Origin of the sequence: Pseudoroseomonas cervicalis (assembly GCF_030818485.1) — a bacterium.
Taxonomy (GTDB): domain Bacteria; phylum Pseudomonadota; class Alphaproteobacteria; order Acetobacterales; family Acetobacteraceae; genus Pseudoroseomonas; species Pseudoroseomonas cervicalis_A.
Window position 1 is genome coordinate 3,018,666 of record NZ_JAUTAJ010000004.1, and the last position, 25,103, is coordinate 3,043,768.

Here is a 25,103-nt window from a genome sequence, read left to right on the forward strand (position 1 = left end):
CCCTGGACCCCCGCTGGGGGGACAGGGTCCCCCCAGACCCCGCCTTCTGATGGCGGGGTCCGGGGTGGCCCTGCCACCCCGGCGGGAGGGTCCAGGGAGGGCGGCGCCCTCCCTGGCCTCGCCCGGAGTGAAGCCCCTGTCCGACACCATCTTCGCCCTCGCCTCCGGCGCCGGGCGCGCCGCGATCTCCCTGCTGCGCCTCTCCGGCCCCGGATCCGGCCCGATCCTGACCCGCCTGGCCGGCCGCCTGCCGCGCCCGCGCCAGGCCAGCCTGCGCCGCCTGCACCATCCGGAGACGGGCGAGCTGCTGGACGAGGCGCTGCTGCTCTGGTTCCCCGCCCCCCGCAGCTACACCGGCGAGGATTCGGCGGAACTCCACCTGCATGGCGGCCGCGCCGTGCTGGAGGGCGTCTCCGGCGCCCTGCTGGCCTGCGGCGCCCGCCCGGCCGAGCCCGGGGAGTTCACCCGCCGCGCCTTCCTCAATGGCCGCCTGGATCTGACCGCCGCCGAGGGCATCGCCGACCTGATCGACGCCGAGACCGCCGCCCAGCGCCGCCAGGCGCTGCGCCAGGCGGGTGGCGCGCTGGCCGCCCGCTATGCCGGCTGGAGCGAGCGTCTCACCCGCCTGCTGGCCCATCAGGAGGCCAGCATCGAATTCGCCGAGGACGGCATCCCGAACGAGCTGGAGGAGGAGGTCCGCCAGGGCGCCGCCACCCTGGCCGCCGAGATCGGCGCGCATCTGGCCGATGGCGGGCGCGGGGAGCGGCTGCGCGAGGGGCTATGGGCCGCCATCATCGGCGCGCCCAATGCCGGGAAATCCTCCCTGCTGAACGCGCTGGCGGGGCGGGAGGCGGCGATCGTCTCGTCCCGCGCCGGCACCACGCGCGACGTGGTGGAGGTGCGGCTGGACCTGGGCGGCGTGCCGGTGCTGCTGGCCGACACCGCCGGGCTGCGCGACACGCCGGACGAGATCGAGGCCGAGGGCGTGCGCCGCGCCCGCCGCCGGGCGGAGGAGGCGGATCTGGTCATTGCCCTCTTCGCCGCCGACGCGGCGCCGGATGCGGAGACGCTGTCCCTGCTGCGCCCAGGCACGGTGGTGGTGGCGAACAAGGTGGATCTGGCGCCGGCGCCCGCGACCATCGGCGGCATCCCGCCCATCGCCCTCTCGGCGCGGGATGGCACGGGCCTGGACGCGCTGCGCAGCCTGCTGGAGCGCGAGGCGCAATCCCGCGCCGGCCTCAGCGAGGAAGCCAGCCTGACCCGGCCCCGCCACCGCGCGGCGCTGGGGGAGGCGGTGGCCTGGCTCGAAGAAGCCCAGCGCGCGCCACTGCCGGAAATCGCCGCCGAGTCGCTCAGGGCGGCCCTGCGGAGCCTGGGGCGGCTCACCGGAAGGGTGGGCGTGGAGCAGGTGCTGGACGTGGTGTTCGGGGATTTCTGTATCGGGAAATGAAAAGGGTAGGGGCTCTGCCCCTGCACCCCGCCGGGGGGACAGGGTCCCCCCGGGCCCCGCCATCAGTTTGGTGGAGCAGGCATCCCGCGCGGCTGCTATAGGGCGCGCATGCGCGAGAACTCCTTTGATGTGGTGGTGATCGGCGGCGGGCACGCCGGCACCGAAGCCGCCGCCGCCGCCGCGCGCTGCGGCGCCCGCACCCTGCTGCTGACCCACCGGATCGAGACCCTGGGCGAGATGTCCTGCAACCCCGCCATCGGTGGCGTGGGCAAGGGGCACCTGGTGCGCGAGGTCGATGCGCTGGACGGGCTGATCGGCCGCGCCGCCGACCTGGCCGGCATCCATTTCAAGCTGCTGAACCGCAGCAAGGGCCCCGCCGTGCGCGGCCCCCGCGCCCAGGCGGACCGCGCCCTCTACCGCCGCGCCATCCAGTCCCTGCTCGCCGCCCAGCCCGGCCTGACCCTGCGCGCCGAGGCCGCCGGCGGGCTGGAACGCGACGCCTCCGGCCGCGTCGTCGCGGTGCTGACCGAGGGTGGCACCCGCATCGCCTGCGGCGCCGCCATCATCACCACCGGCACCTTCCTGCGCGGCGAGATCCATATCGGCGAGACCCGCCGCCCCGCCGGAAGGGTGGGGGATGCGCCCTCCATCGGCCTGGCGCTGGCGCTCGAGGCGCTGGGCCTGCCGATGCGCCGGCTGAAGACCGGCACGCCACCGCGCCTCGATGGCCGCACCATCGACTGGGCGGGGCTGGAGATGCAGCCGGGCGACGAGGCGCCCGAGCCGCTGTCCTGGATGACGGAACGCATCACCAACCGCCAGGTGCAATGCGGCATCACCGCCACCACCCCGGAAGGCCATGCGCTGATCCGCGCCAATTTGCACCGGGCGCCGATCCATTCCGGGCAGATCCAGGGCGCGGGGCCGCGCTACTGCCCCTCCATCGAGGACAAGATCACCCGCTTCGCCGGGCGGGAGCGGCACCAGATCTTCCTGGAGCCCGAGGGGCTGGACGACCCCACCATCTACCCCAACGGCATCTCCACCAGCCTGCCGGAGGATGTGCAGCGCGGCTTCATCGCCACCATCCCGGGGCTGGAGCGGGCGGAGATCCTGCGCCTCGGCTACGCCATCGAATACGACCATGTCGACCCGCGCGCCCTGCGCCCGACGCTGGAGCTGCGCGCCGTGCCGGGCCTGTTCCTGGCCGGGCAGATCAACGGCACCACGGGCTATGAGGAGGCCGCCGCCCAGGGGCTGCTGGCCGGCATCAATGCCGCGGCGCTCGCCGGCGGCGATGCCGAGGGGCGCGTGCTGGCGCGGACCGAGGCCTATCTCGGCGTCATGGTGGACGATCTCGTGCTGCAGGGGGTGACGGAGCCCTACCGCATGCTGACCGCCCGCTCCGAGCACCGGCTGGCGCTCCGGGCCGACAATGCCGGCCTGCGGCTGACGGAGAAGGGCATCGCCTGGGGCGTGGTGGGGCCGGAGCGTGCCGCCCGTTTCCGGGCGTTTGCCGCTGGTGTGGCGGACGCGCTGGCCCGCGCACGGGCCGAGGGTGGCACCCCGGCCGCGCTGCAATCCGCTGGCATCCCGATCAACCAGGATGGCCGCTGGCGCAGCCTGCTCGAGGTGCTGGCGCTGCCCGAGGTGCCGGGCGAGGCGGTGGCCCAGGCCTTCCCCTGGCTGAACGAGCTGCCCGAAGGCGTGCGGGCCCAGCTGGAGGCCGAGGCGCTCTACGCCCCCTATCTGGAGCGGCAGGCGGCCGAGCTGCGCCTGCTGGAGCGGGAGGAGCGGCTGGCCATTCCGCGCGGGCTGGACTTCTCTGCCATTCCGGGCTTGAGCAATGAGATGAAGCAGCGGCTGGAAACGGCGCAGCCCGAGACCCTGGGCGGGGCAGGGCGGGTGCCCGGCATCACCCCGGCGGCACTCGCCGCGCTGGCCGTCCATCTTCGCCGCCGGCAGGAGCGTTTCACGTGAAACAGGATCTGATCGACACCGTGCCGAGCCTGGCCGTTTCACGTGAAACAGAGGCGCGGCTGGACGCCTTCCTGACGCTGCTGCTGCGCTGGAATGCCCGCATCAATCTGGTGGCCAGCAGCGACCCCGCTGTGCTGCGCCAGCGCCACATCGCCGACTCCATGCAGCTCCTGCCCCTGCTGCCGGAGGGAGACGGCCCGATGGCCGATCTCGGCTCCGGCGGCGGCTTTCCCGGCCTGGTCCTGGCCATCGCCGTGACGCGCCCCGTCCATCTCGTCGAATCCGACCGGCGCAAATCCGCCTTCCTCCAGGCCGCCGCCGCCGAGCTGGGCCTGTCCCATGTGAAGGTGCATGCCGAGCGCATCGAGGCCGTCGCCCTGCCGCCCATCGCCGTGCTGACCGCCCGCGCCCTGGCGCCGCTGGAAAAGATGCTGCCCTGGGCCGAGCGCCTGCTGGCGCCCGAGGGCGTCGCGATCTTTCCCAAGGGCCGCAATGCCGAGGCCGAGCTGGCGGCGGCGCAACCGGGCTGGACAATGGCGGTGCAGCGGTTCAAGAGCATGACCGACCCCGATGCCACCATCCTCAAACTCTCCGGACTCCGCCGTGTCGGCGCCTAAGACCTCCCTGCGCCGCATCGCGCTCGCCAACCAGAAGGGCGGGGTGGGCAAGACCACCACCGCCATCAACCTGGCGACCGCGCTGGCCACCAAGAAGCGGGTTCTGGTCATCGACCTCGATCCGCAGGGCAATGCCTCCACCGGCCTTGGCCTGCCGCGCGCCGAGCGCGGCGCCGGCTCCTACGCCCTGCTGGTCGGCCAGAAGCCGCTGGCCGAGCTGATGCGGCCGACCAAGGTGCCCGACCTGATGCTGCTGCCGGCCGACAACGACCTGGCCGGGGCGGAGATCGAGCTGGTCGGCATGGAGCAACGCGAGCACCGGCTGCGCCTGGCGCTGGAGGCGGCGGCCGACACGCTGAAGGGCTTCGACTTCATCCTGATCGACTGCCCGCCCTCGCTCGGCCTGCTGACGCTGAACGCGCTGGTGGCGGTGGAATCGGTGCTGATCCCGCTGCAGACCGAGTTCTTCGCGCTCGAGGGCGTCTCGCAGATCACCCGCACCATCGACCGGGTGCGGCGGGTGCTGAACCCGGCGCTGGCCCTCGACGGCATCGTGCTGACCATGTTCGACCGCCGCAACAACCTCTCGGAGCTGGTGGCGGCCGATGTCCGCGCCTTCTTCCGCGACAAGGTCTTCGACACGGTGGTGCCGCGCAACATCCGCGTCAGCGAGGCGCCGTCGCACGGCCTGCCGGTACTGCTCTACGATCCGCGCTCCACCGGGGCGCAGGCCTATATCAAACTGGCCGCGGAGTTGCTGCGGCGCGAGCGCGCGCGGGGGAGCAAGGCCGCATGAGTGGACGCAAGCCGCCCCGCCTGGGCATGGGGCTTTCCGCCCTGCTGGGCGACCAGAATGCGGTGACGCCGGCCAGCCCCGGCGCCTCCATCCCGCGCAGCCTGCCGGTCGAGGCGATCGAGCCCGGCCCCTTCCAGCCGCGCGGGCCGATCGACCAGTCCGGCCTGGCCGAGCTCGCCGCCTCGATCCGCGAGCATGGCGTGCTGCAGCCGATCCTGGTGCGCCCGAAGCCCGGCGCCCCGGGCAGCTACCAGATCATCGGCGGGGAGCGCCGCTGGCGCGCCGCCCAGCTGGCGCAGAAGCATGAGGTGCCGGTCTATGTCCATGAGCTGGACGACCGCGCCGCCCTGGCCGCCGCCCTGGTCGAGAATCTGCAGCGCGAGGATCTGAACGCGCTGGAGGAAGCCCAAGGGTACAAGCGCCTGACCGAGGAATTCGGCCTGACCCAGGACGCGCTCGGCCAGGCGGTGGGCAAGAGCCGCAGCCATGTGGCCAACACGCTGCGCCTGCTTTCCCTGCCGCCCAAGGTGCGCGACATGCTGGCGCGCGGCAGCCTCTCCGCCGGCCATGCCCGCGCTTTGCTGACGGCGCCGGACCCGGTGAAGCTGGCCGAGATGGTCATCACCCGCGGCCTGAATGTCCGCCAGACCGAGGCGCTGGTCGCCACCGCCGAGAAGCTGAAGCCCGCCGCCGCCGGCCCGGTCAGCCCGGATGCCGACACCCGCGCGCTGGAGCGCGACCTGATGACCCGGCTGGGGCTGAAGGTGGCCATCAAGCATGGCCGCAAGGGCGGCAAGGTGACCATCGCCTACAAGGATCTGGACCAGCTGGACGGGCTGGTGCGGCTGCTCTCCCCCTCCTGAACGGCAGGCCGGGCGAGGCGCGGCGCCCAGGGCTGCTCCCAGCCCGCACCGGGGTCCGGAAGGCCCTCGGGAGGAGGCGTTCTGCCGGGCGGGCGGGACCGCTGCCCTGCCTCGGCCGGAGCGGCCCCGGCTGGCCCGGCCCAGCCTCGCCAACCTCCGGTCTGGCAGGGCCAGCCTGGGGCAGGGGCCGCGCTCCAGAAATTCGCCGCCCGGGCAATTCCGCCCGGCGCGTTCCGGCCCTAGCCTGCCCAGGGCGCGCCTGAAGCGCCTCTGGGGAGAGAGACAAGCATGATCCATGTCATCGCCGTGCTGACCGCGCAGCCCGGCCAGCGCGCCGCGCTGCTGGCCGCCTTCCACGAGAACCTGCCGGCGGTGCGGGCCGAGGAAGGCTGCATCGAATACAACCTGGCCGTGCCCGCCGCCGAGAGCCCGGCCAGCTTCGGCCCGGACAGTGTGGTGGTGGTCGAGAAATGGGCCAGCCCCGCGGCGCTGGCCGCGCATGCCGCCGCGCCGCATATGAAGGCCTTCGGCACCCGCACCCGGGACATCGTCGCCCACCGCGCCATCCATGTGCTGAACGAGGCCTGAGGGCGGCGGCCCGGCCGGGGCAGGGGGGGAGCACGCCCCCCCGCCCGCCGGGCTAATCCATGCGGATATTGGCGCGCTGCACCAGGGCGCCGTAGCGCTCGGCCTCCTGCCGCACCAGGGCGGCCGCCTCCTCGGCGCCGCCATGGCCGGGCAGGAAGCCGGCTTCCTCGATGCGGCGGCGCAGCTCGGGCTGGGCCAGGGCGTCGCGCATCGCCGTCTCCCAGCGCCGCACCACCGGGGCGGGCAGCCCGGCCGGGCCCAGCAGCATGTACCAGACGGTGATGGCGAAGCCCGGATGGCCGCTCTCCGCCACGGTCGGCACATCCGGCAGGGCGGCGACACGCTCCGGCGTGGTCACCGCCAGCGCCCTTGTGCTGCCGGCGCGCAAATGCGGCAGATGGGTCGGCATGGTGTCGATGGCCAGGTCCAGCGTGCCGGCCAGCAGGTCGTTCACCACCGCGCCCGTGCCGCGATAGGGCACATGCGTCATGCTGACGCCGCTGGCCTGGCACAGCATCTCGGCCGCCAGATGCTGCTGCGTGGCGACGCCGGAGGAGGCGTAGTTCAGCTTGCCCGGATTCGCCTTGGCATAGGCCAGCAGCCCGGCCAGGTCGCGATAGGGCGCGTTGGCCGGCACGATGGCCACCAGCGGCACGGTGCCGGCCAGCGCGATGGGCGTGAAATCGCGCATCTGGTCATAGGGCGGCGGGCGCATCAGCGGCGCCACCACGGCCTGGGTGCTGACCGTGCCCATCACCAGCGTGTAGCCATCCGGCCGCGCGCGGGATGCGGTGGCGGCGGCGACGGTGCCGCTGGCGCCGGGGCGGTTCTCCACCACCACCGGCTGGCCCAGCGAGGCCTGCAGCGCCGGGTTCAGCAGCCGCGCGATGATGTCGGTGCCGCCGCCGGGGGCGAAGCCCACCAGCATGGTGACGCTGCGGTTGGGGTAGTCGCTGGCCTCGGCACCGCCGGCGGCCGGGCCGCGCCCTTGCGCGAGGGCGGCGGCGGGGCCGAGCAGCGGCGCGGCGGCAAGCCCGCCAAGCAGGGGGCGGCGTGGCAGCATGGATCTCCTCCCGCCCGGGCTCTGGAGGCCCGGTGCATTGTCAACAGTGGACAGCACAAGCCTGCGCCGCCCGACCGGCCAGGCCAAGCGGAAATGCGCGATCCGCGAGAGAGGAGAAGGAGAGGGCCGCATGCCCCCCCGGCCGGTCCGGGCGCGCCCGGGCCCGTCGCGATGCAGCCCGGGGGGGCTGGCTGGCCCGGGCAGGGCCCGCCAGGCGAAGTGCCGGGGGAAGGGCGGCCCGGCCCTCAGCCGGCGCGGAAGCCGGCGGCCGGGTGCGGCGCCGCCAAGCGCGGCCCGGCGCCGAACAGCTTCTCGCGATAGGTGCCAGGGGCATATTCCGTCTTGTAGGCGCCGCGCTCCTGCAGAAGTGGCACCACCAGCTCGACGAAGCTCTCCAGCCCCTCCGGCATCACGGTGCGGGAGAGGTTGAAGCCATCCACATCGGCGGCCTCGGCCCAGCCCAGCAGCCGCTCGGCCACCTGCTCGGCGCTGCCGGTGATGGGCGGCTGGCGGCTGCCGAGGACGAACTGGTCGATCAGCCGGCGCTTGGTGAAGACCGGCCCCGCCGCCTGCTTCATGGCGGTGACATTGGACTGGATCGCCTGGCCTGGCCCGGTCTCGATCGGTTCGTCCATCCCATACCTGGAGAAATCGATGCCGAGCGAGGCGGCGGCATGCGCCAGCGCGCCCTCGACACTGGCATGGCGGCGATATTCCTCCAGCAGGTCGCGCGCCTCGGCCTCGGTGCGGCCGACCACCACGGTGGCGCCGGCGAAGACCTTTAGCGTCCGGGCGCCGGCGCGGGCGCGCAGATCGGCCACCAGCGCCGCCACCGGCTCCGGCTTGCCGCCATTGACGAAGACGCATTCGGCATGGGTGGCCGCGAAGCGCCGCCCGCGGTCGGAAGCGCCGGCCTGGTAGAGCACCGGCGTGCGCTGCGGCGAGGGCTCGCAGAGATGGATGGCGTCCAGCTGGTATTGCCGCCCCTGGTGGCGCACCGGGCGCACCCTGGCGGGATCGGCATAGAGGCCGGCGGCGCGGTCGGCGCGGACCGCATCCTGGTCCCAGCTGCCTTCCCACAGCTTGTAGACCACCTCCATATACTCATCGGCCAGGTCGTAGCGGTCGTCATGCGCCATCTGCCGGTCGAAGCCCATGGCGCGGGCGGCGCTGTCCAGATAGCCGGTGACGATGTTCCAGCCGATCCGCCCGCCGGTCAGGTGGTCCAGCGTCGACATGCGGCGCGCGAAGAGGAAGGGCTGCTCATAGGCCAGGTTGCAGGTGATGCCGAAGCCCAAATGGCTGGTCGCCGCCGCCATGGCCGGCACCAGCAGGGCGGGGTCCAGCAGCGGCACCTGCACCGCGCCGCGCAGCGCCGCATCCGGGCTGCCGCCATGGACATCGTAGATGCCCAGCACATCGGCCAGGAACAGCCCGTCGAACAGCCCGCGCTCCAGCGTGCGGGCCAGGCCCGTCCAATAGTCCAGCCGGTGATAGTTCAGGCTGGCATCGCGCGGATGCGTCCACATCCCCTGCTGGATATGGCCGATGCAGGCCATGTCGAAGGCGTTGAAATGCAGCAGGCGCGGCATGGGGCGGGCTCCGTTCGGCGGAAAGTTCGTCCACTATGGTGGATAATTTTCCAGCAAACGAGGCTTTTCTGCGCCGCCCCGACTCGGCGGGGCCGCGCCCTATTTAAGGTGTGTGACGCTCGCCGAAGATGGCGGTGCCCACCCGCACATGGGTGGCGCCATGGGCGATGGCGGCCTCGAAATCGCCGCTCATGCCCATCGACAGGCTGGGCAGCCCGAGTCGCGCCGCCGCGTCCCGCAGCGCGGCGAAATGCGGGTTGGGGTCACCCTCGGCGGGGGGGATGCACATCAGCCCCTCGATCGGCAGCCCATGCGCCTCGCGGCATTCGGCGATGAAATCGTCCAGGGTCGCGGGGTCGATGCCGGCCTTCTGCGGCTCCCGCCCGATATTCACCTGCACCAGCAGGGCAGGGCGGCGGCCCTCGCGCCGCATCGCCTCGGCGAGCGTCGCGGCCAGCTTCGGCCGGTCCAGGCTCTCGATGACATCGGCGATGCGCACCGCGTCGCGCGCCTTGTTGGTCTGCAGCGCGCCGATGATGTGCAGCCGCAGCGCCGGATGGTCCGCGCGCAGGCCCGGGAACTTGCCCGCCGCCTCCTGCACGCGATTCTCGCCGAACAGGGCCTGGCCGGCGGCGAGCGCCTCGGCCACCGCCTCGGCGGGGTGGAATTTGGAGACGGCGACCAGCCGCACGCTGCCCTCCGCGCGCCCGGCTCGGGCGGCGGCACTGGCGATGCGGTCCTGGATGCGCTTGAGATTGTCGGCGATGGAGGACATGGCGTGCGGACGGTAGGGGGGGCGGTGCTGCGGCTCAAGCGGCAGCGGGCGGGAAAGCGCGGCGCGGCCGGGCAGGGCGCGACTCGGGGCTGGCTGCCGCGGCTGTGGCTGTTCAGCGATCCGCTGCGCCTGCCCGACCCGCGCGCCGCGGCGGCGGCGCTGCCGCGCGGCGCCGGGGTGGTGGCGCGCGGCGTGGCGCCGGCGCTGCTGCCCGCCCTGGCGCGGCAGCGCCGCGGTCGCGGCCCCTTGCTGCTGGGCGGCGATGCGCGCGGCGCGCTGCGGCTGCGCGCCGGGCTGCACTGGCCGGACCGCCCGGCGGGTTCCGGCCTGCTGGCCTTCCTGGCGGCGCGCCGCGCCGGCGCCCCCTGGGCGCTGCTGAGCTGCGCCGCGCATGGCCCGGCCGGGCTGCGCCGGGCCCGGCGACTCGGCGCCGATCTGGTCTTCCTCTCCCCGGCCTTCCCGACGCCGAGCCATCCCGGCGCGCCCTCGCTCGGCCCCTGGCGCTGGGCGGCGCTGGCGCGGCGGGCCGGGCGGCCGGTGGCGGCGCTGGGCGGCATCGTGCCGGGAACCGCGGGGCGGCTGCCGCCCCCCTGCTGTGGCCTGGCCGCCATCACCGCTCTGTTGCGCCCAGGACACAGTGTTTCAATGAAGTCGCGGAGCAGCCAAGCGGAGCATTGCCCGGTCCAATCCGCCTGAACCATAGTCCGCCGCATGGCCTGACCGGTCCGCTTTTTCTTGGGCGGACACCTGTCGAGGGGGACAGGGGGCCGCGGGACCTGCCGGCCACCAGAGGTCGGCGCGTGAGGAGGATTTGGGATGCGCAAGCTTCTGCTGGGCACGACCGCTGTGGTCGGCGCCGTCGTGATGGCCTCGACCGGTGCTATGGCGCAGGGCGCCGATCCGTTCCGGGCCCCCGGCCCGGCCATGATGTCGCACCGCGACCTGGAAGTCCGCCTGGGCGGCTTCTTCCGCTTCTACTACTCGAACACCGACCAGGATTACCTGAACGTCCCGTCGGCGAACCAGGGCAAGTCGGATTTCCAGCAGGAGACCGAGATCCACATCGTCGCCAACGGCAAGGCCGCCAACGGCCTGCGTTACGGCGTTGCGGTCGAGATCCAGAACGACGGCGTCCGCCAGGCGACCTCGGGCACCAACAGCAAGAACTCGCTGGACCTGGACGAGGCCTGGGGCTACGTGGCCGGCGACTTCGGTCAGCTGCGCTTCGGTGACGAAGACAACGTCTGGGGCCTGATGAGCCAGGGCCAGATCGCCAACTTCGCGACCGGCGGCCTCGACGGCGACTTCTATGACAGCCTGGCCGGCAACTCGCCGAACCTGAACCAGCCGTCCGACGCTGGCGACAACACCAAGATCATCTACATGTCGCCGCAGTTCGCCGGCTTCGACTTCGGCGCCAGCTTCGCCTTCAACACCGGCGAAGGCCCGCTGTCGGGCTGCACCAGCTCCAACACCTCGTGCGACCGTCTGGGCTCGACCAACACGACGATCGCCCGCCGCCGCAACGAAGTCGTGGCCGCCGTCCGCTACCGCGGCAGCTTCTCCGGCGTGGGCATCGGCGCCTCGGCCGCCTATATCGGCGCCGACGTCGTGCAGAACAACAACGGCCCGTCGGCTGACCGCATCAATGTCGGCGCCTTCGGCCTGCAGCTGTCGGCCTATGGCTTCCTGGTCGGCGGTCAGTACCTGTTCGGCGACGCGGGCAACAACTTCTACACCCCGCGCCAGAAGGTCGCTGGCGATCAGCGCCAGTACAGCTCCTTCAACGTCGGCGCGTCCTACACCCTGGGCCAGTTCACGGTTGGCACCCAGTATGGTGAGACCCGCTCGGCTGGTAACCAGTCGGTGACCGCTGCCGGCCCGCTGACTTCCGGCCGCACCGACAAGGGCTGGAGCGTTGGCGGCACCTACCGCATCGCCCCGGGCATCGAGTACATCGCCGAGTACACCTGGTACCAGATGAAGGAGTCTGGCTACAACTTCGCGACCAGCACCGCCACCGGCGCCAACGCGAACAACTCGGTCGACGGCGGCGTCTTCCTGACCGGCTTCCGCTTCGCCTTCTGATCCCTCAGGGGACCGGAAACGGGAGGGCGGCAGGGCAACCTGCCGCCCTCTTTTTTTCCCGCTTGCCTATCCACGCGATAGGGACGTAAGTGGCCGCCATGCTGAAGCACCGTGCCCGAGCCGCGCTGATCCTCCGGCCCCTGGTCGCTGCGCCCCTGATGCTCCTGGCATTGGCGGCCTGCGGCAGCGGTCGAATCGTCGAGAATGACGAGTACAACAACGATTCCCGCCGCGCCCGCGTCGCCGGGCGGCTGAGCGGGGAGCAGGACGGCCTGCTGATCATGGGCACGGACCGCTCCGGCCGCGGTGGCGGCGGCGGTGCCGGGGCCGAGAGCGGCCTCGGCGTGAACGCCTATCTGTGGCGCGCCACGCTCGACACCCTGTCCTTCCTGCCGCTCTCCTCGGCCGATCCCTTCGGCGGCGTCATCATCACCGACTGGTACTCGCCGCCGGCGACCCCGGGCGAGCGCTTCCGCGCCACCGCCTACATCATGGGCCGCCAGCTCCGCTCCGACGGGGTGCGCATCTCGGTCTTCCGGCAGGAGAACCGCAACGGCGCCTGGGTTGACGCGCCGGTGGCGCAGGCGACGGCGACCGATCTCGAGAACCAGGTCCTGACCCGCGCCCGCGAACTGCGCAGCCAGACCGCCGCGCGCTGAGCCGCGCGCCGGCCCTGAGGATGCGGCCCGGGGGAAGGCGCTTCCCCCGGGCTTTTTCATGCGCGGCCGGCGGCCGGCCCGCCGAAGCCGGCCCGGCCCGGGCCGGGTGCCGCGCCGCCGCGCCCTTCCCATCGGCGCCGCAACACCCTATGCCTTCCCTCCGCAAGTGATCGCCCTGGCCCGATGAACGACAGCACCACCCCCGCCCGTTACGATTTCGCCTCCGCCGAGCCCCGCTGGCAGCAGGAATGGGAGGCGGGCGCCTGCTTCGCCGCCCCCGACGTGCCGGATGGCAGCAAGCCCAAATACTATGTGCTGGAGATGTTCCCCTACCCGTCGGGGAAGATCCATATGGGCCATGTGCGCAACTACACGCTGGGCGATGTGGTGGCGCGCTACAAGCGGGCGCGCGGCTTCCAGGTGCTGCACCCGATGGGCTGGGACGCCTTCGGCCTGCCGGCCGAGAATGCGGCGCGCGAGCGCGGCACCCACCCCGCCGCCTGGACCTACCAGAACATCGCGAACATGCGCGCCGAGCTGAAGCGCATGGGCCTGTCGATCGAGTGGGACCGCGAATTCGCCACCTGCGACCCCTCCTATTACGGCCAGCAGCAGAAGCTTTTTCTTCAGTTCCTGAAGGGCGGCCTGGTCGAACGAAAAGAAAGCTGGGTCAACTGGGACCCGGTCGACCACACCGTGCTCGCCAATGAGCAGGTGATCGACGGCCGCGGCTGGCGCTCCGGCGCCCCGGTCGAGAAGAAGAAGCTGTCCCAGTGGTTCTTCTCGATCACGAAGTTCGCGCCCGAGCTGCTGGCGGCCCTCGACGGGCTCGACCGCTGGCCGGAGCGCGTCAAGCTGATGCAGGCCAACTGGATCGGCCGCTCCGAGGGCGCGCGGGTGCGCTTCGACCTGGCGACGCCGATCGCCGGCCAGGATTCGGTCGAGGTCTTCACCACCCGCCCCGACACGCTGTTCGGCATGTCCTTCCTGGCGGTCGCGGCCGAGCACCCGCTGGCCGCCGCCGCCGCCGCGCAGAACCCCGAGATCGCCGCCTTCATCGCCGAGGTGCGCGCCCTGGGCACCTCGGAAGCCGCCATCGAGCAGGCCGAGAAGCGCGGCATCGACACCGGGCTCAGGGTGAAGCACCCCTTCATCGAGGGCGCCACCTACCCGGTCTGGATCGCCAATTTCGTGCTGATGGAATACGGCACGGGCGCCATCTTCGGCTGCCCCTCCGGCGACCAGCGTGACCTCGACTTCGCGCGCAAATACGGCCTGCCGGTGCCGCCGGTCATCCTGCCGCCCGGCGAGGATTCTTCCACGTTTGCCATCGGCAAGACGGCCTACACGGATGACGGGACGCTCTACAATTCCGGCTTCCTCGACGGGCTGGGCACGGAGGCCGGCAAGCGCGCCGCCATCGACGCGCTGGAAGCCAGCGGCCACGGCAAGGGCATCGTCAACTGGCGCCTGCGCGACTGGGGCGTCTCGCGCCAGCGCTACTGGGGCTGCCCGATCCCGGTGATCCATTGCGAGGCCTGCGGCGCCGTCCCGGTGCCCGAGGACCAGCTGCCGGTGGTGCTGCCGGAGGATGTCGACTTCTCGAAGCCCGGCAACCCGCTGGACAGCCACCCGAGCTGGAAGCACGTCGCCTGCCCCTCCTGCGGCAAGCCCGCGACCCGCGAGACCGACACCTGCGACACCTTCGTCGACAGCTCCTGGTACTTCGCCCGCTTCACCGCGCCCAAGGCCGCGACGCCGCTGGTGGCCGAGGCGGCCAATGGCTGGCTGCCGGTCGACCAGTATATCGGCGGCATCGAGCACGCGATCCTGCACCTGCTCTATTCCCGCTTCTTCACCCGCGGCCTGAACCGGCTGGGGCAGCTGGACACCGCCGAGCCCTTCGCCGGGCTGTTCACCCAGGGCATGGTGCAGCACGCCTCCTACAAGGCGCAGGATGGCCGCTGGCTGGCGCCCGACGAGGTCGAGGTCGCCGCCGATGGCAGCGCCACCGACAAGGCGACGGGCCTCTCCGTCACCGTCTCGCGCAACGACAAGATGTCGAAGTCGAAGCGCAACACCATCGACCCCGGCGCCATCATCGACCGCTTCGGCGCCGACACGGCGCGCTGGTTCATCCTCTCCGACAACCCGCCCGACCGCGACATGGAGTGGACCGAGGCCGGTGTCGCCGGCGCCTTCCGCTTCAGCCAGCGCCTGTGGCGGCTGGTGCAGGCGGCGCTGCCGGTGCTGCCCGCCCCGGACGCGCCGCACGCGGCCGAGCCGGATGCGGCGACGCGCGAGCTGCGCCGCGCCACCCACCGCACCATCGCCGCCGTCAGCGAGGCGCTGGAGACCTTCTCCTTCAACGTCGCCGTCGCCCGCACCCATGAATTCGCCAACGCCATCGAGGCGGCGGGCGAGGCCGATGGCGCGGCCCGGCGCGAGGCGCTGGAGGCGGCGGCCCGGCTGATCAGCCCGATGATGCCGCACCTGGCCGAGGAGCTGTGGTCGCTGCTGCGCCCCGGCGCGGGTCTGGTGGCCGACCTGCCCTGGCTGGAATCGGATGCCGATCTGGCCCGCGCCGACAGCGTCACCCTCGCCGTGCAGGTGCTGGGCAAGCTGCGCGGCACCATCTCGGTGCCGGTCGGCGCCGACGAGGCGACCATCTTCGCCGCCGCCGAGGCGGAGGAGAATGTGCAGCGCGCCATCGCCGGGCGCCCCATCAGGAAGCGCATCCATGTCCCAGGCCGCATCGTCAACTTCGTCGTCTGAGACGGAGCGGCAGGCCCCCGGCCGGCGGCGCCTGCTGGCGCTGCTGGCGGGCGCGCCGGCGGCGCTGGCGCTGTCCGGCTGCGGCTTCCGCCCGGTCTATGGCCCGCAGGACAGCGTGTCCGGCGCCAGCGCCCCGGCCCCGGTGCGCGCCGTGCTGGCCTCGACCTTCGTCGCCATCATCCCCGAGCGCAGCGGCCAGCTGCTGCGCCGCTCGCTGCAGCAGCGCCTCGGCGCCGCCGGCAGCGCCGCGCCGAATTACGAGCTGCGCGTCGGCCTGCAGCTGGCGGCCGAGCCCGAGGGCTTCCGCCGCGACGGCACCGCCTCGCGCATCCGCTACAACGCCATCGCCACCTGGCAGCTGGTGACGCTGGGCCCTGAGCCCGCGACCCGGGCGGAGGGGACGGAGCGCGCCTTCGACTCCTTCAACATCCCCGACAACCAGTTCTTCGCCGCCGATTTCTCGCGCGATGCCACGGTGCAGCGCCTGGTCGAGCAGCTGGCCAACGACATCGTGCTGAACCTGTCGGTGCGCCTGCGCGACAGCACCGTCTGACGCGGCCCGCCGCGCCATGGCGAAGCTCGACCCGCGCCGCGTCGCCGCCTTCCTGGCCGATCCCGGCCCGACCCGCGCCGTGCTGCTGCATGGCGACGATGCCGGGCTGATCCAGGAACGCGCCGAGGCGCTGGTGGCCAGCGTGGTCGGCGGCAACGACCCCTTCCGCCTGGCCGAGCTGCCGCGCGAGGCCGCCGCCCGCCCCGGTGCCCTGGCCGGCGAGATGGCCGCCCTGGCGATGACCGGCGGCCGCCGCCTGGTGCGGGTGCGCGACGCCACCGACACCCTGGCCAATGCCGTGAAGGAGGCGCTCTCCGGCCCCGGCGAGGCGCTGCTGGTGCTGGAAGCGGGCGAGCTGACGGCGCGGGCCAAGCTGCGCACCCAGCTGGAGGCGGCGCGCGATGCCGCCGTCATCGCCTGCTACCGCGAGCGCGGGGCGGAGCTGGCCGCCAGCATCGGAAGGCTGCTGCAGGAGCAGGGTGTCGCCATCGACCCGCCGGCGCTGGACTGGCTGTCCTCCCGCCTGGGCGAGGACCGCATGCTGTTGCGGCGCGAGGTGGAGAAGCTCGCCCTCTATGCCGGCGTCGGCGGGCGGCTGTCGGAGGAGGATGTGCTGGCCTGCGCCGGGGAGGGCTCCACCCTCGACCTGGACGAGGCGCTGATCGCCGCCACCGCCGGCGACATCCCGCTGGCCGACCGCGCGCTGGAGGCCGCCTTCGCCGAGGGCGCCAGCCCGATCGCCGTGCTGCGCGCGGCGCTGCGGCATGTGCAGCGGCTGCACCTGGCCTCGCTGGCCGTGGCGCGCGGCCAGCCGGCCTCCAACGCCATGGAATCGCTGCGCCCGCCGGTCTTCTTCCGCCTGAAGCCGGGCTTCGAGCGCGCGCTGCGCCTGTGGTCGCCTCCCTTGCTGGAAGCCGCCGGCACTGCGCTGCTGGAGGCGGAGAAGCGCGGCAAGTCGGGCTCCGCCGCGCGGCCGATCCCGGACGCGACCGTGGCGCGCGCCGCGGTGCTGACCCTGGCGCGGCAGGCCGTCGCGCTGCGTCGGCGGCAATAGAGCGCAATGGCCTGAGGTGGAATCACCGAAGGCCTGAATCGCGCGACCAGACCAGCCCCTCAGCGGCGCAGCAGCGCGATCAGGTAGCGACAGGGCAGGGTGGCGCGATTCTCGTAGCGCACCGCATCCGGCGGGCCGAAGCGCAGGCAATCCCCCGCCTGCAGCACCTGCGGGCTCTGCCCCTGCGTGAAATGCAGCTCGCCCTCCAGCACCAGCAGCTGCTGGTCCTGGATGAAGGCGAAGGCGGCCGCCGGATACTCCACCGCCTGGCCCGGCGGCAGCTCGCCCCAGACCAGCTCCAGCGGCGTCGGCGGGCCGGCGGTCGGCGTCACCGCGCGGCGCAGGAAACCCGTCTCCGGGTCGCGCCAGACCGGCTGCGCGGCGGCGCGGGCCAGCAGCCCCGCGCCCTGCTCGGCCCGCGCCAGCAGCTGCGACAGGCTGAGGCCGAAGGCACCCGACAAACGCCCCAGCAGCGCCGCCGTCGGGCTGACCTCGTCGCGCTCGATCTTGCTGATCATCGCCTTCGACACGCCAGACCGCTCGGCCAGCTCCGACAGCGACCAGCCGCGCGCCTCGCGCTCGGTCTTCAGGCGTTGCGCGAGCTGGGCGGAACTGTCGTGCAAGGGCATCACCCGAGGATAAGGAAAAAGGCCGGGGGAATGAATTCCCCCGGACCCCCTTCTTTTTTCTGTCAGTTGGCGCGCAGCGCCGCGGTGGCGGCGGCGTCCAGCACGCCGTCAGAAATCACCACGCCATAGTCGCGGCGGGCCGTGGCCGGGGTGATCAGGCCGTCCAGCACATCCTCCAGCACCCGAGCCGGGTCGCGGCGCTTCGGGTCGCCATAGCCGCCACCGGCGGGGCCGTGGCAGATGAAGCTGTCGCCCGCCCGCACGGCGCGGTGCGGCACCTTGGAGGGCAGGCTCTCCGCCGTGCCATCGGCGCGCTTCAGCACCAGCGTCGCGGTGGCGCCGGGCAGCCCGCCCAGGAAACCCCAGGGGCGATGCGCATGGCCCTCGCCCTCCACCGAGGTGCCGGCATCGGTCAGGAAACGGAACTCCCGCACCGAGCCCAGCCCGCCGCGCCATTCGCCGGCGCCCGCCTCATCCTCGCGCAGCTCGTAGCGCAGCACCCGCAGCGGCAGATGCGTCTCGATATCCTCGACCGGGTTGTTGCGCGTGTTGGCATAGAGCGTGTCCACCGCATCCATCCCGTCCTGCCCCGGACGGCCGCCATAGGCGCCCTCGAAGATCTCCATATGCACCCAGTGGCTCTCGCCCTGCAGGCCGGAGAAGGCGATGACCTTGAGATTGCCGATGCCGGCCGAGACCTGGCCCGGCACCGCCTGCGCCAACGCCTTCATCACCGTGTCCGCCAGCTGGTTGCCGGGGCAGAAGCGGGCGATGGTCGGCGCCGGGAAGACCGGGTTCGCCAGGCAGCCCTTCGGCGCCAGGATGCGGATCGGCCGCGTCAGCCCCTCATTCACCGGCACATGCCCATGCACCGCCGTGTCCAGCAGCACCGAGCGCACCGTCAGCCAAACCGCCACATCCACCGTGCCGCGCAGCGGCATGTTGATCGGCCGGTCCGGCAGCTGCGGCGCCGTGCCGGTGAGGTCCACCAGCAGCTCCTCGCCCTGCTTCGTCACCGTCACCACCAGCGGCAGATTGGCGCGGGCGGGATCGTCCAGATAGCCATCGATGCGGGTCTCGGCGCGGAAGCTGCCCTCGGGCAGGGCGGCGATGGCGCGGCGCATCAGCCGCTCCGCCTGGTCCAGCATGGCGGCGCAGGCGGCGCGGAAACGCGCCAGCCCGTGGCGCGCGACCAGCGCCGCCATGCGCTCGGCACCGATGCGGCTGGCGGCAACCTGCGCCTCCATATCGCCCACCACGAGGTCGGAGGCGCGCAGATTGTCGCGCAGCATCTGCCACACCGCGTCATTGCGGCAGCCCTGGTCATAGACCTTGATCGCCTTGAACTGCAGCCCCTCGGCATAGGCATCCACCGCCTCGACAATGCCGCAGGAGCCGGGCGTCTGCGCGCCGATATCGAGATGGTGCGCCGTGGTGCCGGAGAAGCCGATCAGATGCTCGGCGCCGTCGTGATCCACGTGAAACACCGGCACCAGGAAGGCGACATCCGGCCCGTGGCTGGCGCCGCCATAAGGGTCGTTGTGCATGATGACATCGCCGGGGCGGATCGCCTCGCCGCGCTTCGCCAGCACCGCCAGCACGGATTTGACATAGCCGGGGATGGGGCCGGATTGCAGCGGCGTCGATTGCGCCGATTCCGCCAGGCCCTGGCCGGTCTCATCCGTCAGCGCCGCGCCGAAATCCTCCGATTCGCGGATGATGGAGGAATAGGCCATGCGCATCAGCTTGTAGCCGACCTCCACGGCGATGGTTTCCAGCGCGCCCTGCACGACGCTGACGGTGACGGGATCGATCTCGGTCATCCGGTTCATGGCGTGGCTCCGCGCGTCAGAGGGTGATCAGCAGGTTGCCGCCGGCCTCGGCGGTCAGGGTGCAGCCGGGCGGCACCACCGTGGTGCTGTCGGTCTGCAGGATGATGGCCGGGCCCGGGATGGGCTGGCCGACCGGCAGCGCCTCCCGCCGCAGGAAGGGCGTGTCATGCGCCATGGGCGCCGCGCTGCTGCCGAAGACGACACGCCCGACCCGCACCGTCGCTGCCGCCAGCGAGCCGCCCTGGCGCGGCGGCGGCGCCCCCAGGCGCGGCCGCGGAATCGCGCCGGTGACACGAAGATTGACGATCTCCACCACACGCTCGGGGAAGGCATGGCCGTATTCGGCGCGGTGCTGCGCGTGGAACCGGGCCAGCAGCGCGCTGGCATCCGCTTCCTCCTCGGCGGGGAAGGCGATGCGCAGCTCATAGCCCTGGCCGGCATAGCGGAGATCGGCGGCGCGGCTGAAGCGGGCGCTCTCCACCGGCAATTGGTCGGCGGCGAAGCGGGCGGTGATCTGCGCTTCCATCGCCGCGAAATCCTGCGCGATGCGGGAGAGGTCCAGCGCGTCCGAGAGCTGGAAGCAGGTGCGCACCGCATCGGCGCTGAGATCCGTGGTCAGCAGTCCCATGGCCGAGGTGATGCCGGGATGCGGCGGCACCAGCACCTCCCGCCCTTCCAGCATCTGCGCCACCTCCACCGCCTGCAGCGGCCCGGCGCCGCCGAAGGCGACCAGCGCATAGCCGCGCGGGTCGATGCCCTTCTGCACGGTGCGGCTGCGGATGGCATTCGCCATGTTGGCGTTGACGATGGTGAGGATGCCAAGCGCCGCGGCCTCCGGCGACAGCCCCAGCTCCTGCGCGAAGTCACCGACGACGCGCTGGGCTGCGGCGGTGTCGAGCGCCATGGCGCCGCCCAGGAAATTCTCCGGGTCCAGCCGGCCGAGCACGATATTGGCGTCCGTCACCGTGGGAAGCTGGCCGCCACGGCCATAGCCGGCGGGCCCCGGCTGCGCGCCGGCCGATTGCGGCCCGACGCGGAAGGCGCCGCCGGCATCGCGCCGCGCGATGGAGCCGCCGCCGGCGCCGATGGTGTGGATGTCGATCATCGGCACCAGCAGCGGGAAGCCGGCGATCCAGGTGTCGCGCGCCGAGGCCTCGCCGAACTTGCCCTCGGTGATGATGGCGATGTCGGCGGAGGTGCCGCCAATGTCGAAGGTGATGAGGTTGTCGCGCCCGGACAGCGCGCCGGCCCAGGCGCCGCCCAGCACGCCGGCGGCGGGGCCGGAGAGCATGGTGAGCACCGGCTGCTCCGCCACCATGGCGACCGAGGCGACGCCGCCGGTGGAGCCCATCACCTGCAGCTCGCCGCCCACGCCGGCCTGCTTCAGCCGCTGCGCCAGGCGCGAGACATAGTCGCGCACCTTCGGCCCGACGAAGGCGTTCATGGCGGCGGTGGTGAAGCGTTCGAATTCGCGGAATTGCGGCGCCACCTCGGCCGAGGTGGTGACGAAGGCCTCCGGATATTCCTCCAGCACGATCGCCTTGGCGCGCAGCTCATGCGCCGGGTTGAGGTAGGAGAACAGGAAGCCGATGGCGATGGCTTCTACCCCGGCGGCCTTCAGGGCGCGGGCGGCCTCGCGCACTTCCTCCTCGGCCAGCGGCACCAGCACCTCGCCGCGCGGCGGGGCCAGGCGTTCGGTGACGACATGGCGGTGGCGGCGCTTGACCAGGGGCCGGGCCTGCCAGGGGATCTGCTGCTGGATGGAATAGTGTTCGGGCCGCTGGTGGCGGCCGATATGCAGCACGTCGCGATAGCCGCGCGTGGTGATCAGCCCGGTCAGCGCGCCGCGATGCTCCAGCGCGGCGTTGGTGGCGATGGTGGTGCCGTGCAGCACCTGGTCGATGGCGGCCGGGGCCAGGCCGGCCCGGGCGCAGAGTTCGAGGATGCCCTGGGTGACGCCGATGGAGGGGTCGGCATTGTTGCTGGACACTTTGTGGATGCTGGACTGGCCGGTGTCGGTGTCCGCCAGGACCAGATCGGTGAAGGTGCCGCCGACATCGACGCCGATGAGCTTCATGACGCATCCCCCGCTTGTTGCGGGGAACGCCGTGGCAATCGCTGTGCCACTCTGCTGGCGGGGTCCGGGGTGACCCTGTCACCCCGGCGGGGGATCCAAGGGGGCGGCGCCCCCTTGGCCCCGGCCGGTCAGGTCAGCGCCTCCGCCCGATGCGCCGCCGCCATGGCACCCAGCGAGGCGAAGCGGAAATCGTATCCGGCGCCGGAGGGCGGCGGCAGGCTGGCCCCCCAGCCTTCCTGCCCCTGGCGCCGGTCGATCCAGGCGGTGGCGAGGCCGAGGCGCTTGGCCGGGGCGTGGTCGTGGAACAGGCTTTGCGCCGTGTGCAGGATCTCGCCCCGGGCATGGCCGCGGCGGTCCAGCGCTTCCAGCATGTGTTCGAAGTTGCGCAGGCTGGGCTTGTAGCTGCCGATATCCTGCGCGGTGAACACCGCGTCGAATTCGGTGCCGAGCCGCGCCTGGCTGCCCGCGAAGCCGGCATGATCCACATTGGAGAGCACCACCAGCCGGTAATGGTGCTTCAGATAGGCCAGGGCCTCGGCCGAATCGGGGAAGGCGGGCCAGAGCGGGACCGAGGCGCCGAAGGTATCGTGCAGCGAATCGCTGGCCTCGACGCCCCATTCCTCGGCCAGGCTGCGGGAGACCTCGCTCAGCAGCTCGGTGTAGAGCAGACCGGGGGTCTCGGCCTGGTGGGCGGCCTCGTGCCGGGCGAAGGCTTCCAGCACCTCCTCCCGTGGCGGGGTGAGGCCGGCCTTGCGCAGCAGCGGCCGCAGCGCGTCATGGATGCCGCTTTCCCAGTCGATCAGCGTGCCGTAGCAATCGAAGGTCAGCACGCGGAAATCCTGCAGTCGCATCGCGTCCTCTCCGAAGCCGGGAGAGGATCAGCGTCGCATGATGCGGCGCGGCGCGGGAAGCGGAATGTGAGGGGGAAGATTCCTTCTTTTTCTGAAGCATTTTTGTCAGGCTGCCGCCCGCCTCCCGGCATGGCGGGACGCCAAACTGATAAAAGTTTTTTGGTTCTTTTTTCCAAAAAAGAACAAAACCTTGTCTCCAACTGCATGAGGCCGCGCATGACCACGCCTCCGCCCACCATCCGCCGCGAGGATTACCGGCCGCCCGCCTTCCTGGTGGACAGCGTGGAGCTGCATCTGTCGCTGCATCCTTCCGCCACGCGGGTGCGGGCGCGGCTGGCGCTGCGCCGCAACCCGCAGGCCGCTTCGGGCGACACGCTGGAACTGGACGGGGAGGAGCTGCGCCTGCTCTCGGCGGCGCTGGACGGGGTGGCGCTGCCGCCGGAGCGGCTGGCGCACCGCGCCGATGGCGGGCTGCGCATCCATGGCGTGCCGGAGGCCTTCACCCTGGAGACGGAGGTGGAGATCGACCCGGACGCCAATAGCGAGCTGTCCGGCCTCTACCGCTCCGGCGGCAACTACTTCACGCAATGCGAGGCCGAGGGCTTCCGCCGCATCACCTATTTCCCCGACCGCCCGGATGTGATGGCGCGCTACACCACCACCATCGAGGCCGACCGCGCCGAATGCCCGGTGCTGCTCTCCAACGGCAATCCGGACGGGGCGGGGGAGCTGCCGGATGGCCGCCACTGGGCGCGCTGGGTCGATCCGCACCCCAAGCCCGCCTATCTGTTCGCCGTGGTGGCGGGTGATCTGGTGGCGCTGCGCGACCGCTTCACCACGGCTTCGGGCCGCGAGGTCGCTTTGGCCATCTGGGTCCGCGCCGGCGATGAGGATGCCTGCGGCCATGCGATGGATTCGCTGAAGCGCTCGATGCGTTGGGACGAGGAGGTCTACGGCCTCGAATACGATCTCGACGTGTTCAACATCGCCGCCGTCTCCGATTTCAACATGGGGGCGATGGAGAACAAGGGCCTCAACATCTTCAACACGAAATACATCCTGGCGCGGCCGGAGACGGCGACCGACACGGATTACGAGGGCATCGAGACCGTCGTCGCCCATGAGTATTTCCACAACTGGACGGGCAACCGCGTCACCTGCCGCGACTGGTTCCAGCTCTCGCTGAAGGAGGGGCTGACCGTCTTCCGCGACCAGCATTTCTCCGAGGATATGGGCAGCGCGGCGGTGAAGCGCCTGGCCAATGTGCGCCGGCTGCGCGCCGCGCAGTTCCCCGAGGATGCGGGGCCGATGGCGCATCCGGTGCGCCCCGATTCCTATGTGGAGATCAACAACTTCTACACCGCCACCGTCTACCAGAAGGGGGCGGAGCTGGTGCGCATGATGCGCCGGCTGATCGGGCCGGAGGCTTTCCGCCGCGGCATGGATCTCTACATCGCCCGGCACGACAACCAGGCCGTCACCATCGAGGATTTCGTCGCCGCGATGCAGGATTCGTCGGGCACCGACCTGACGCGCTTCGCCCGCTGGTACGCCCAGGCCGGCACGCCGGAGCTGCGGGTCGCGGACAGCTATGATTCGGCGGCACGGCGCTACACCCTGACCCTGTCGCAATCGACCCCCGCCACCCCCGGCCAGCCGGAGAAGCAGCCGGTGCCGATCCCCATCGCCTTCGGCCTGCTGGGGCCGGACGGGGCGGAGCTGCCCGGCGCCGGGCTGCTGCTGCTGGAGGAGGCGCGGCAGGATTTCACCTTCGAGAATGTCGCCGCCAGGCCCACCCCCTCGCTGTTGCGCGGCTACTCCGCGCCGGTGAAGCTCAGCGGCCTATCGCTGCAGCAGCTCGGCTTCCTCGCCGCCCACGACACGGATCCCTTCGTGCGCTGGGATTCGGCGCAGCAATACCGCGTGGCCGAGATGCTGCGCCTGGTCGAGGATGTCCGCGCCCAGCGCCCGCTCGCCCTGCCCGAAGGCGTCGCGGCCATCACCGCCGCGCAGCTCGACCAGGCGCTGGAGGATCCGGCCTTCGCCGCCGAATCCCTGGCCCTGCCATCGGAGGATTTCGTCGCCGACCAGATGGCGACCGCCGACCCGGAGGCGATCCACGCCGTGCGCCGCTTCCTGCGCCAGGCGCTCGGCGCCCGCTTCGCCGCGCGCCTCGCCGAACTGCATGACGCGCTGGCCGATGCCGGGCCCTACCGCATCGATGGCGCGGCCATCGGCCGCCGCGCGCTGCGCAACGCGGCGCTCGCCTATCTCGCCGCCGGCGACGCGGCGGAAGGCCAGCGCCGCGCCCGCGCCCAGTTCGAGGGCGCCGGCAACATGACCGACCAGCTCGCCGCCTTGCGCGTGCTGGCCGATGGCGAGGGCCCGGCGCGCGAGGAGGCGCTCGCCCGCTTCCATGCGCGCTGGAAGGCGGAGCCGCTGGTGCTGGACAAATGGTTCGCCATCCAGGCCATGGCCGAGCGCGACAGCGTGCTGGCCGAGGTGCAGGCCCTGGCGGACCACCCGGATTTCGACCTGCGCAACCCGAACCGGGTGCGCGCGCTCGTCGGCGCCTTCGCCATGGGCAACCCGGCCGCCTTCCACCACGCCTCGGGCGAGGGCTACCGCTTCCTCGGCAGCGTCGTGCTGGCCCTCGACGCGGTGAACACCCAGATGGCGGCGCGTATCATCTCCCCGCTGACCGACTGGAAACGCCAGGACGCGGCGCGCGGCGCGCTGATGCGGGCCGAGCTGGAACGCATCCTGGCCCGGCCGGGACTCAGCAAGGGGACCTATGAGAAGGCGTCGAAAGCGCTGGAGAACTGAGGGGGGGGGAGCGCGCCTTCCTGGGGAGGCTCCGC

20 protein-coding genes are annotated in these 25,103 nt (G+C 72.1%); 13 read left to right on the forward strand and 7 right to left on the reverse strand.

The window, feature by feature from the left end:
• Window positions 1–136 precede the first annotated feature (136 nt).
• The 6 genes from mnmE (at window position 137) to QE401_RS18100 (ending at window position 6,294) form a co-directional block, all read left to right on the forward strand.
• On the forward strand, window positions 137–1,450 hold the full coding sequence (gene mnmE / locus QE401_RS18075) for a tRNA uridine-5-carboxymethylaminomethyl(34) synthesis GTPase MnmE (RefSeq protein ID WP_307140272.1): 1,314 nt from the start codon (window positions 137–139) through the stop codon (window positions 1,448–1,450).
• A gap of 108 nt (window positions 1,451–1,558) precedes the next feature.
• Window positions 1,559–3,430 carry a tRNA uridine-5-carboxymethylaminomethyl(34) synthesis enzyme MnmG gene (mnmG, locus tag QE401_RS18080; protein WP_307139520.1) on the forward strand — a complete coding sequence of 624 codons (1,872 nt, stop codon included), beginning with the start codon at window positions 1,559–1,561 and terminating at the stop codon, window positions 3,428–3,430.
• Complete coding sequence (gene rsmG, locus QE401_RS18085) at window positions 3,427–4,047, forward strand: 16S rRNA (guanine(527)-N(7))-methyltransferase RsmG (RefSeq protein ID WP_307139521.1); 621 nt, start codon at window positions 3,427–3,429, stop codon at window positions 4,045–4,047. The genes mnmG and rsmG overlap by 4 nt, the downstream gene beginning before the upstream one ends.
• Window positions 4,001–4,843, forward strand: coding sequence for a ParA family protein (locus QE401_RS18090; protein ID WP_373461459.1), 843 nt, complete (start codon window positions 4,001–4,003; stop codon window positions 4,841–4,843). The genes rsmG and QE401_RS18090 overlap by 47 nt, the downstream gene beginning before the upstream one ends.
• Window positions 4,840–5,706 (forward strand): ParB/RepB/Spo0J family partition protein, encoded by an 867-nt coding sequence (locus QE401_RS18095; RefSeq protein ID WP_307139523.1) that lies wholly within the window; start codon window positions 4,840–4,842, stop codon window positions 5,704–5,706. Before QE401_RS18090 ends, QE401_RS18095 begins: the two co-directional genes overlap by 4 nt.
• 288 nt (window positions 5,707–5,994) lie before the next feature.
• Window positions 5,995–6,294 carry a putative quinol monooxygenase gene (locus QE401_RS18100; RefSeq protein WP_307139524.1) on the forward strand — a complete coding sequence of 100 codons (300 nt, stop codon included), beginning with the start codon at window positions 5,995–5,997 and terminating at the stop codon, window positions 6,292–6,294.
• A gap of 52 nt (window positions 6,295–6,346) precedes the next feature.
• Here QE401_RS18100 and QE401_RS18105 read toward each other — a convergent pair whose 3' ends face one another.
• The 3 genes from QE401_RS18105 to QE401_RS18115 form a co-directional block, all read right to left on the reverse strand.
• Complete coding sequence (locus QE401_RS18105; protein ID WP_307139525.1) at window positions 6,347–7,357, reverse strand: Bug family tripartite tricarboxylate transporter substrate binding protein; 1,011 nt, start codon at window positions 7,355–7,357, stop codon at window positions 6,347–6,349.
• A 245-nt stretch (window positions 7,358–7,602) separates the two neighbouring features.
• Window positions 7,603–8,949 carry an LLM class flavin-dependent oxidoreductase gene (locus QE401_RS18110; RefSeq protein ID WP_307139526.1) on the reverse strand — a complete coding sequence of 449 codons (1,347 nt, stop codon included), beginning with the start codon at window positions 8,947–8,949 and terminating at the stop codon, window positions 7,603–7,605.
• Between the two features lie 103 nt (window positions 8,950–9,052).
• Complete coding sequence (locus QE401_RS18115; RefSeq protein ID WP_307139527.1) at window positions 9,053–9,724, reverse strand: YggS family pyridoxal phosphate-dependent enzyme; 672 nt, start codon at window positions 9,722–9,724, stop codon at window positions 9,053–9,055.
• Between the two features lie 3 nt (window positions 9,725–9,727).
• Here QE401_RS18115 and QE401_RS18120 point away from each other — a divergent pair, with 3 nt between their 5' ends.
• The 6 genes from QE401_RS18120 to holA all read left to right on the forward strand — a co-directional run bounded on the left by QE401_RS18120 (window position 9,728) and on the right by holA (window position 16,853).
• The gene (locus tag QE401_RS18120; protein WP_307139528.1) at window positions 9,728–10,420 is read left to right on the forward strand and encodes a thiamine phosphate synthase; all 693 of its coding nucleotides are present in this window, start codon (window positions 9,728–9,730) and stop codon (window positions 10,418–10,420) included.
• A 120-nt stretch (window positions 10,421–10,540) separates the two neighbouring features.
• Window positions 10,541–11,812, forward strand: a complete 1,272-nt coding sequence (locus QE401_RS18125; RefSeq protein WP_307139529.1) for a porin — start codon at window positions 10,541–10,543, stop codon at window positions 11,810–11,812.
• Between the two features lie 158 nt (window positions 11,813–11,970).
• Window positions 11,971–12,471: a DUF3576 domain-containing protein gene (locus QE401_RS18130; RefSeq protein ID WP_307139530.1), complete on the forward strand. Its 501-nt coding sequence runs from the start codon at window positions 11,971–11,973 to the stop codon at window positions 12,469–12,471.
• 183 nt (window positions 12,472–12,654) lie between these two features.
• A complete protein-coding gene (leuS, locus tag QE401_RS18135; protein ID WP_307139531.1) occupies window positions 12,655–15,246 on the forward strand; it encodes a leucine--tRNA ligase in 2,592 nt (863 codons plus the stop codon).
• Entirely contained in the window at window positions 15,212–15,799 is a 588-nt protein-coding gene (lptE, locus tag QE401_RS18140) for an LPS assembly lipoprotein LptE (protein WP_307139532.1), read from the forward strand. The genes leuS and lptE overlap by 35 nt, the downstream gene beginning before the upstream one ends.
• Before the next feature lie 16 nt (window positions 15,800–15,815).
• On the forward strand, window positions 15,816–16,853 hold the full coding sequence (gene holA / locus QE401_RS18145; protein WP_307139533.1) for a DNA polymerase III subunit delta: 1,038 nt from the start codon (window positions 15,816–15,818) through the stop codon (window positions 16,851–16,853).
• 59 nt (window positions 16,854–16,912) lie between these two features.
• Here holA and QE401_RS18150 read toward each other — a convergent pair whose 3' ends face one another.
• From QE401_RS18150 to QE401_RS18165, 4 genes are all read right to left on the reverse strand, one after another.
• Window positions 16,913–17,482 (reverse strand): helix-turn-helix domain-containing protein, encoded by a 570-nt coding sequence (locus QE401_RS18150; protein ID WP_307139534.1) that lies wholly within the window; start codon window positions 17,480–17,482, stop codon window positions 16,913–16,915.
• A gap of 62 nt (window positions 17,483–17,544) precedes the next feature.
• Window positions 17,545–19,314 carry a hydantoinase B/oxoprolinase family protein gene (locus QE401_RS18155; RefSeq protein WP_307139535.1) on the reverse strand — a complete coding sequence of 590 codons (1,770 nt, stop codon included), beginning with the start codon at window positions 19,312–19,314 and terminating at the stop codon, window positions 17,545–17,547.
• Between the two features lie 16 nt (window positions 19,315–19,330).
• Window positions 19,331–21,391, reverse strand: a complete 2,061-nt coding sequence (locus QE401_RS18160) for a hydantoinase/oxoprolinase family protein (protein ID WP_307139536.1) — start codon at window positions 21,389–21,391, stop codon at window positions 19,331–19,333.
• A gap of 128 nt (window positions 21,392–21,519) precedes the next feature.
• Window positions 21,520–22,242 carry a haloacid dehalogenase type II gene (locus QE401_RS18165; protein WP_307139537.1) on the reverse strand — a complete coding sequence of 241 codons (723 nt, stop codon included), beginning with the start codon at window positions 22,240–22,242 and terminating at the stop codon, window positions 21,520–21,522.
• Between the two features lie 216 nt (window positions 22,243–22,458).
• On the opposite strand from QE401_RS18165, the gene pepN reads away from it, so the two are divergent.
• Entirely contained in the window at window positions 22,459–25,068 is a 2,610-nt protein-coding gene (gene pepN, locus QE401_RS18170; RefSeq protein ID WP_307139538.1) for an aminopeptidase N, read from the forward strand.
• Window positions 25,069–25,103: the final 35 nt, after the last annotated feature.

Excerpts from the sequence above, each read along its gene's own strand:
- QE401_RS18090 (WP_373461459.1), top strand. The coding sequence starts at position 4,001 with ATGCCACCATCCTCAAACTCTCCGGACTCCGCCGTGTCGGCGCCTAAG.
- QE401_RS18125 (WP_307139529.1), top strand. The coding sequence starts at position 10,541 with ATGCGCAAGCTTCTGCTGGGCACGACCGCTGTGGTCGGCGCCGTCGTG.
- QE401_RS18155 (WP_307139535.1), bottom strand. The coding sequence starts at position 19,314 with ATGAACCGGATGACCGAGATCGATCCCGTCACCGTCAGCGTCGTGCAG.
- QE401_RS18095 (WP_307139523.1), top strand. The coding sequence starts at position 4,840 with ATGAGTGGACGCAAGCCGCCCCGCCTGGGCATGGGGCTTTCCGCCCTG.
- QE401_RS18160 (WP_307139536.1), bottom strand. The coding sequence starts at position 21,391 with ATGAAGCTCATCGGCGTCGATGTCGGCGGCACCTTCACCGATCTGGTC.
- QE401_RS18105 (WP_307139525.1), bottom strand. The coding sequence starts at position 7,357 with ATGCTGCCACGCCGCCCCCTGCTTGGCGGGCTTGCCGCCGCGCCGCTG.
- lptE (WP_307139532.1), top strand. The coding sequence starts at position 15,212 with ATGTCCCAGGCCGCATCGTCAACTTCGTCGTCTGAGACGGAGCGGCAG.
- leuS (WP_307139531.1), top strand. The coding sequence starts at position 12,655 with ATGAACGACAGCACCACCCCCGCCCGTTACGATTTCGCCTCCGCCGAG.
- QE401_RS18115 (WP_307139527.1), bottom strand. The coding sequence starts at position 9,724 with ATGTCCTCCATCGCCGACAATCTCAAGCGCATCCAGGACCGCATCGCC.
- QE401_RS18150 (WP_307139534.1), bottom strand. The coding sequence starts at position 17,482 with ATGCCCTTGCACGACAGTTCCGCCCAGCTCGCGCAACGCCTGAAGACC.
- mnmG (WP_307139520.1), top strand. The coding sequence starts at position 1,559 with ATGCGCGAGAACTCCTTTGATGTGGTGGTGATCGGCGGCGGGCACGCC.
- QE401_RS18165 (WP_307139537.1), bottom strand. The coding sequence starts at position 22,242 with ATGCGACTGCAGGATTTCCGCGTGCTGACCTTCGATTGCTACGGCACG.
- QE401_RS18110 (WP_307139526.1), bottom strand. The coding sequence starts at position 8,949 with ATGCCGCGCCTGCTGCATTTCAACGCCTTCGACATGGCCTGCATCGGC.
- pepN (WP_307139538.1), top strand. The coding sequence starts at position 22,459 with ATGACCACGCCTCCGCCCACCATCCGCCGCGAGGATTACCGGCCGCCC.
- holA (WP_307139533.1), top strand. The coding sequence starts at position 15,816 with ATGGCGAAGCTCGACCCGCGCCGCGTCGCCGCCTTCCTGGCCGATCCC.
- QE401_RS18100 (WP_307139524.1), top strand. The coding sequence starts at position 5,995 with ATGATCCATGTCATCGCCGTGCTGACCGCGCAGCCCGGCCAGCGCGCC.
- QE401_RS18130 (WP_307139530.1), top strand. The coding sequence starts at position 11,971 with ATGCTCCTGGCATTGGCGGCCTGCGGCAGCGGTCGAATCGTCGAGAAT.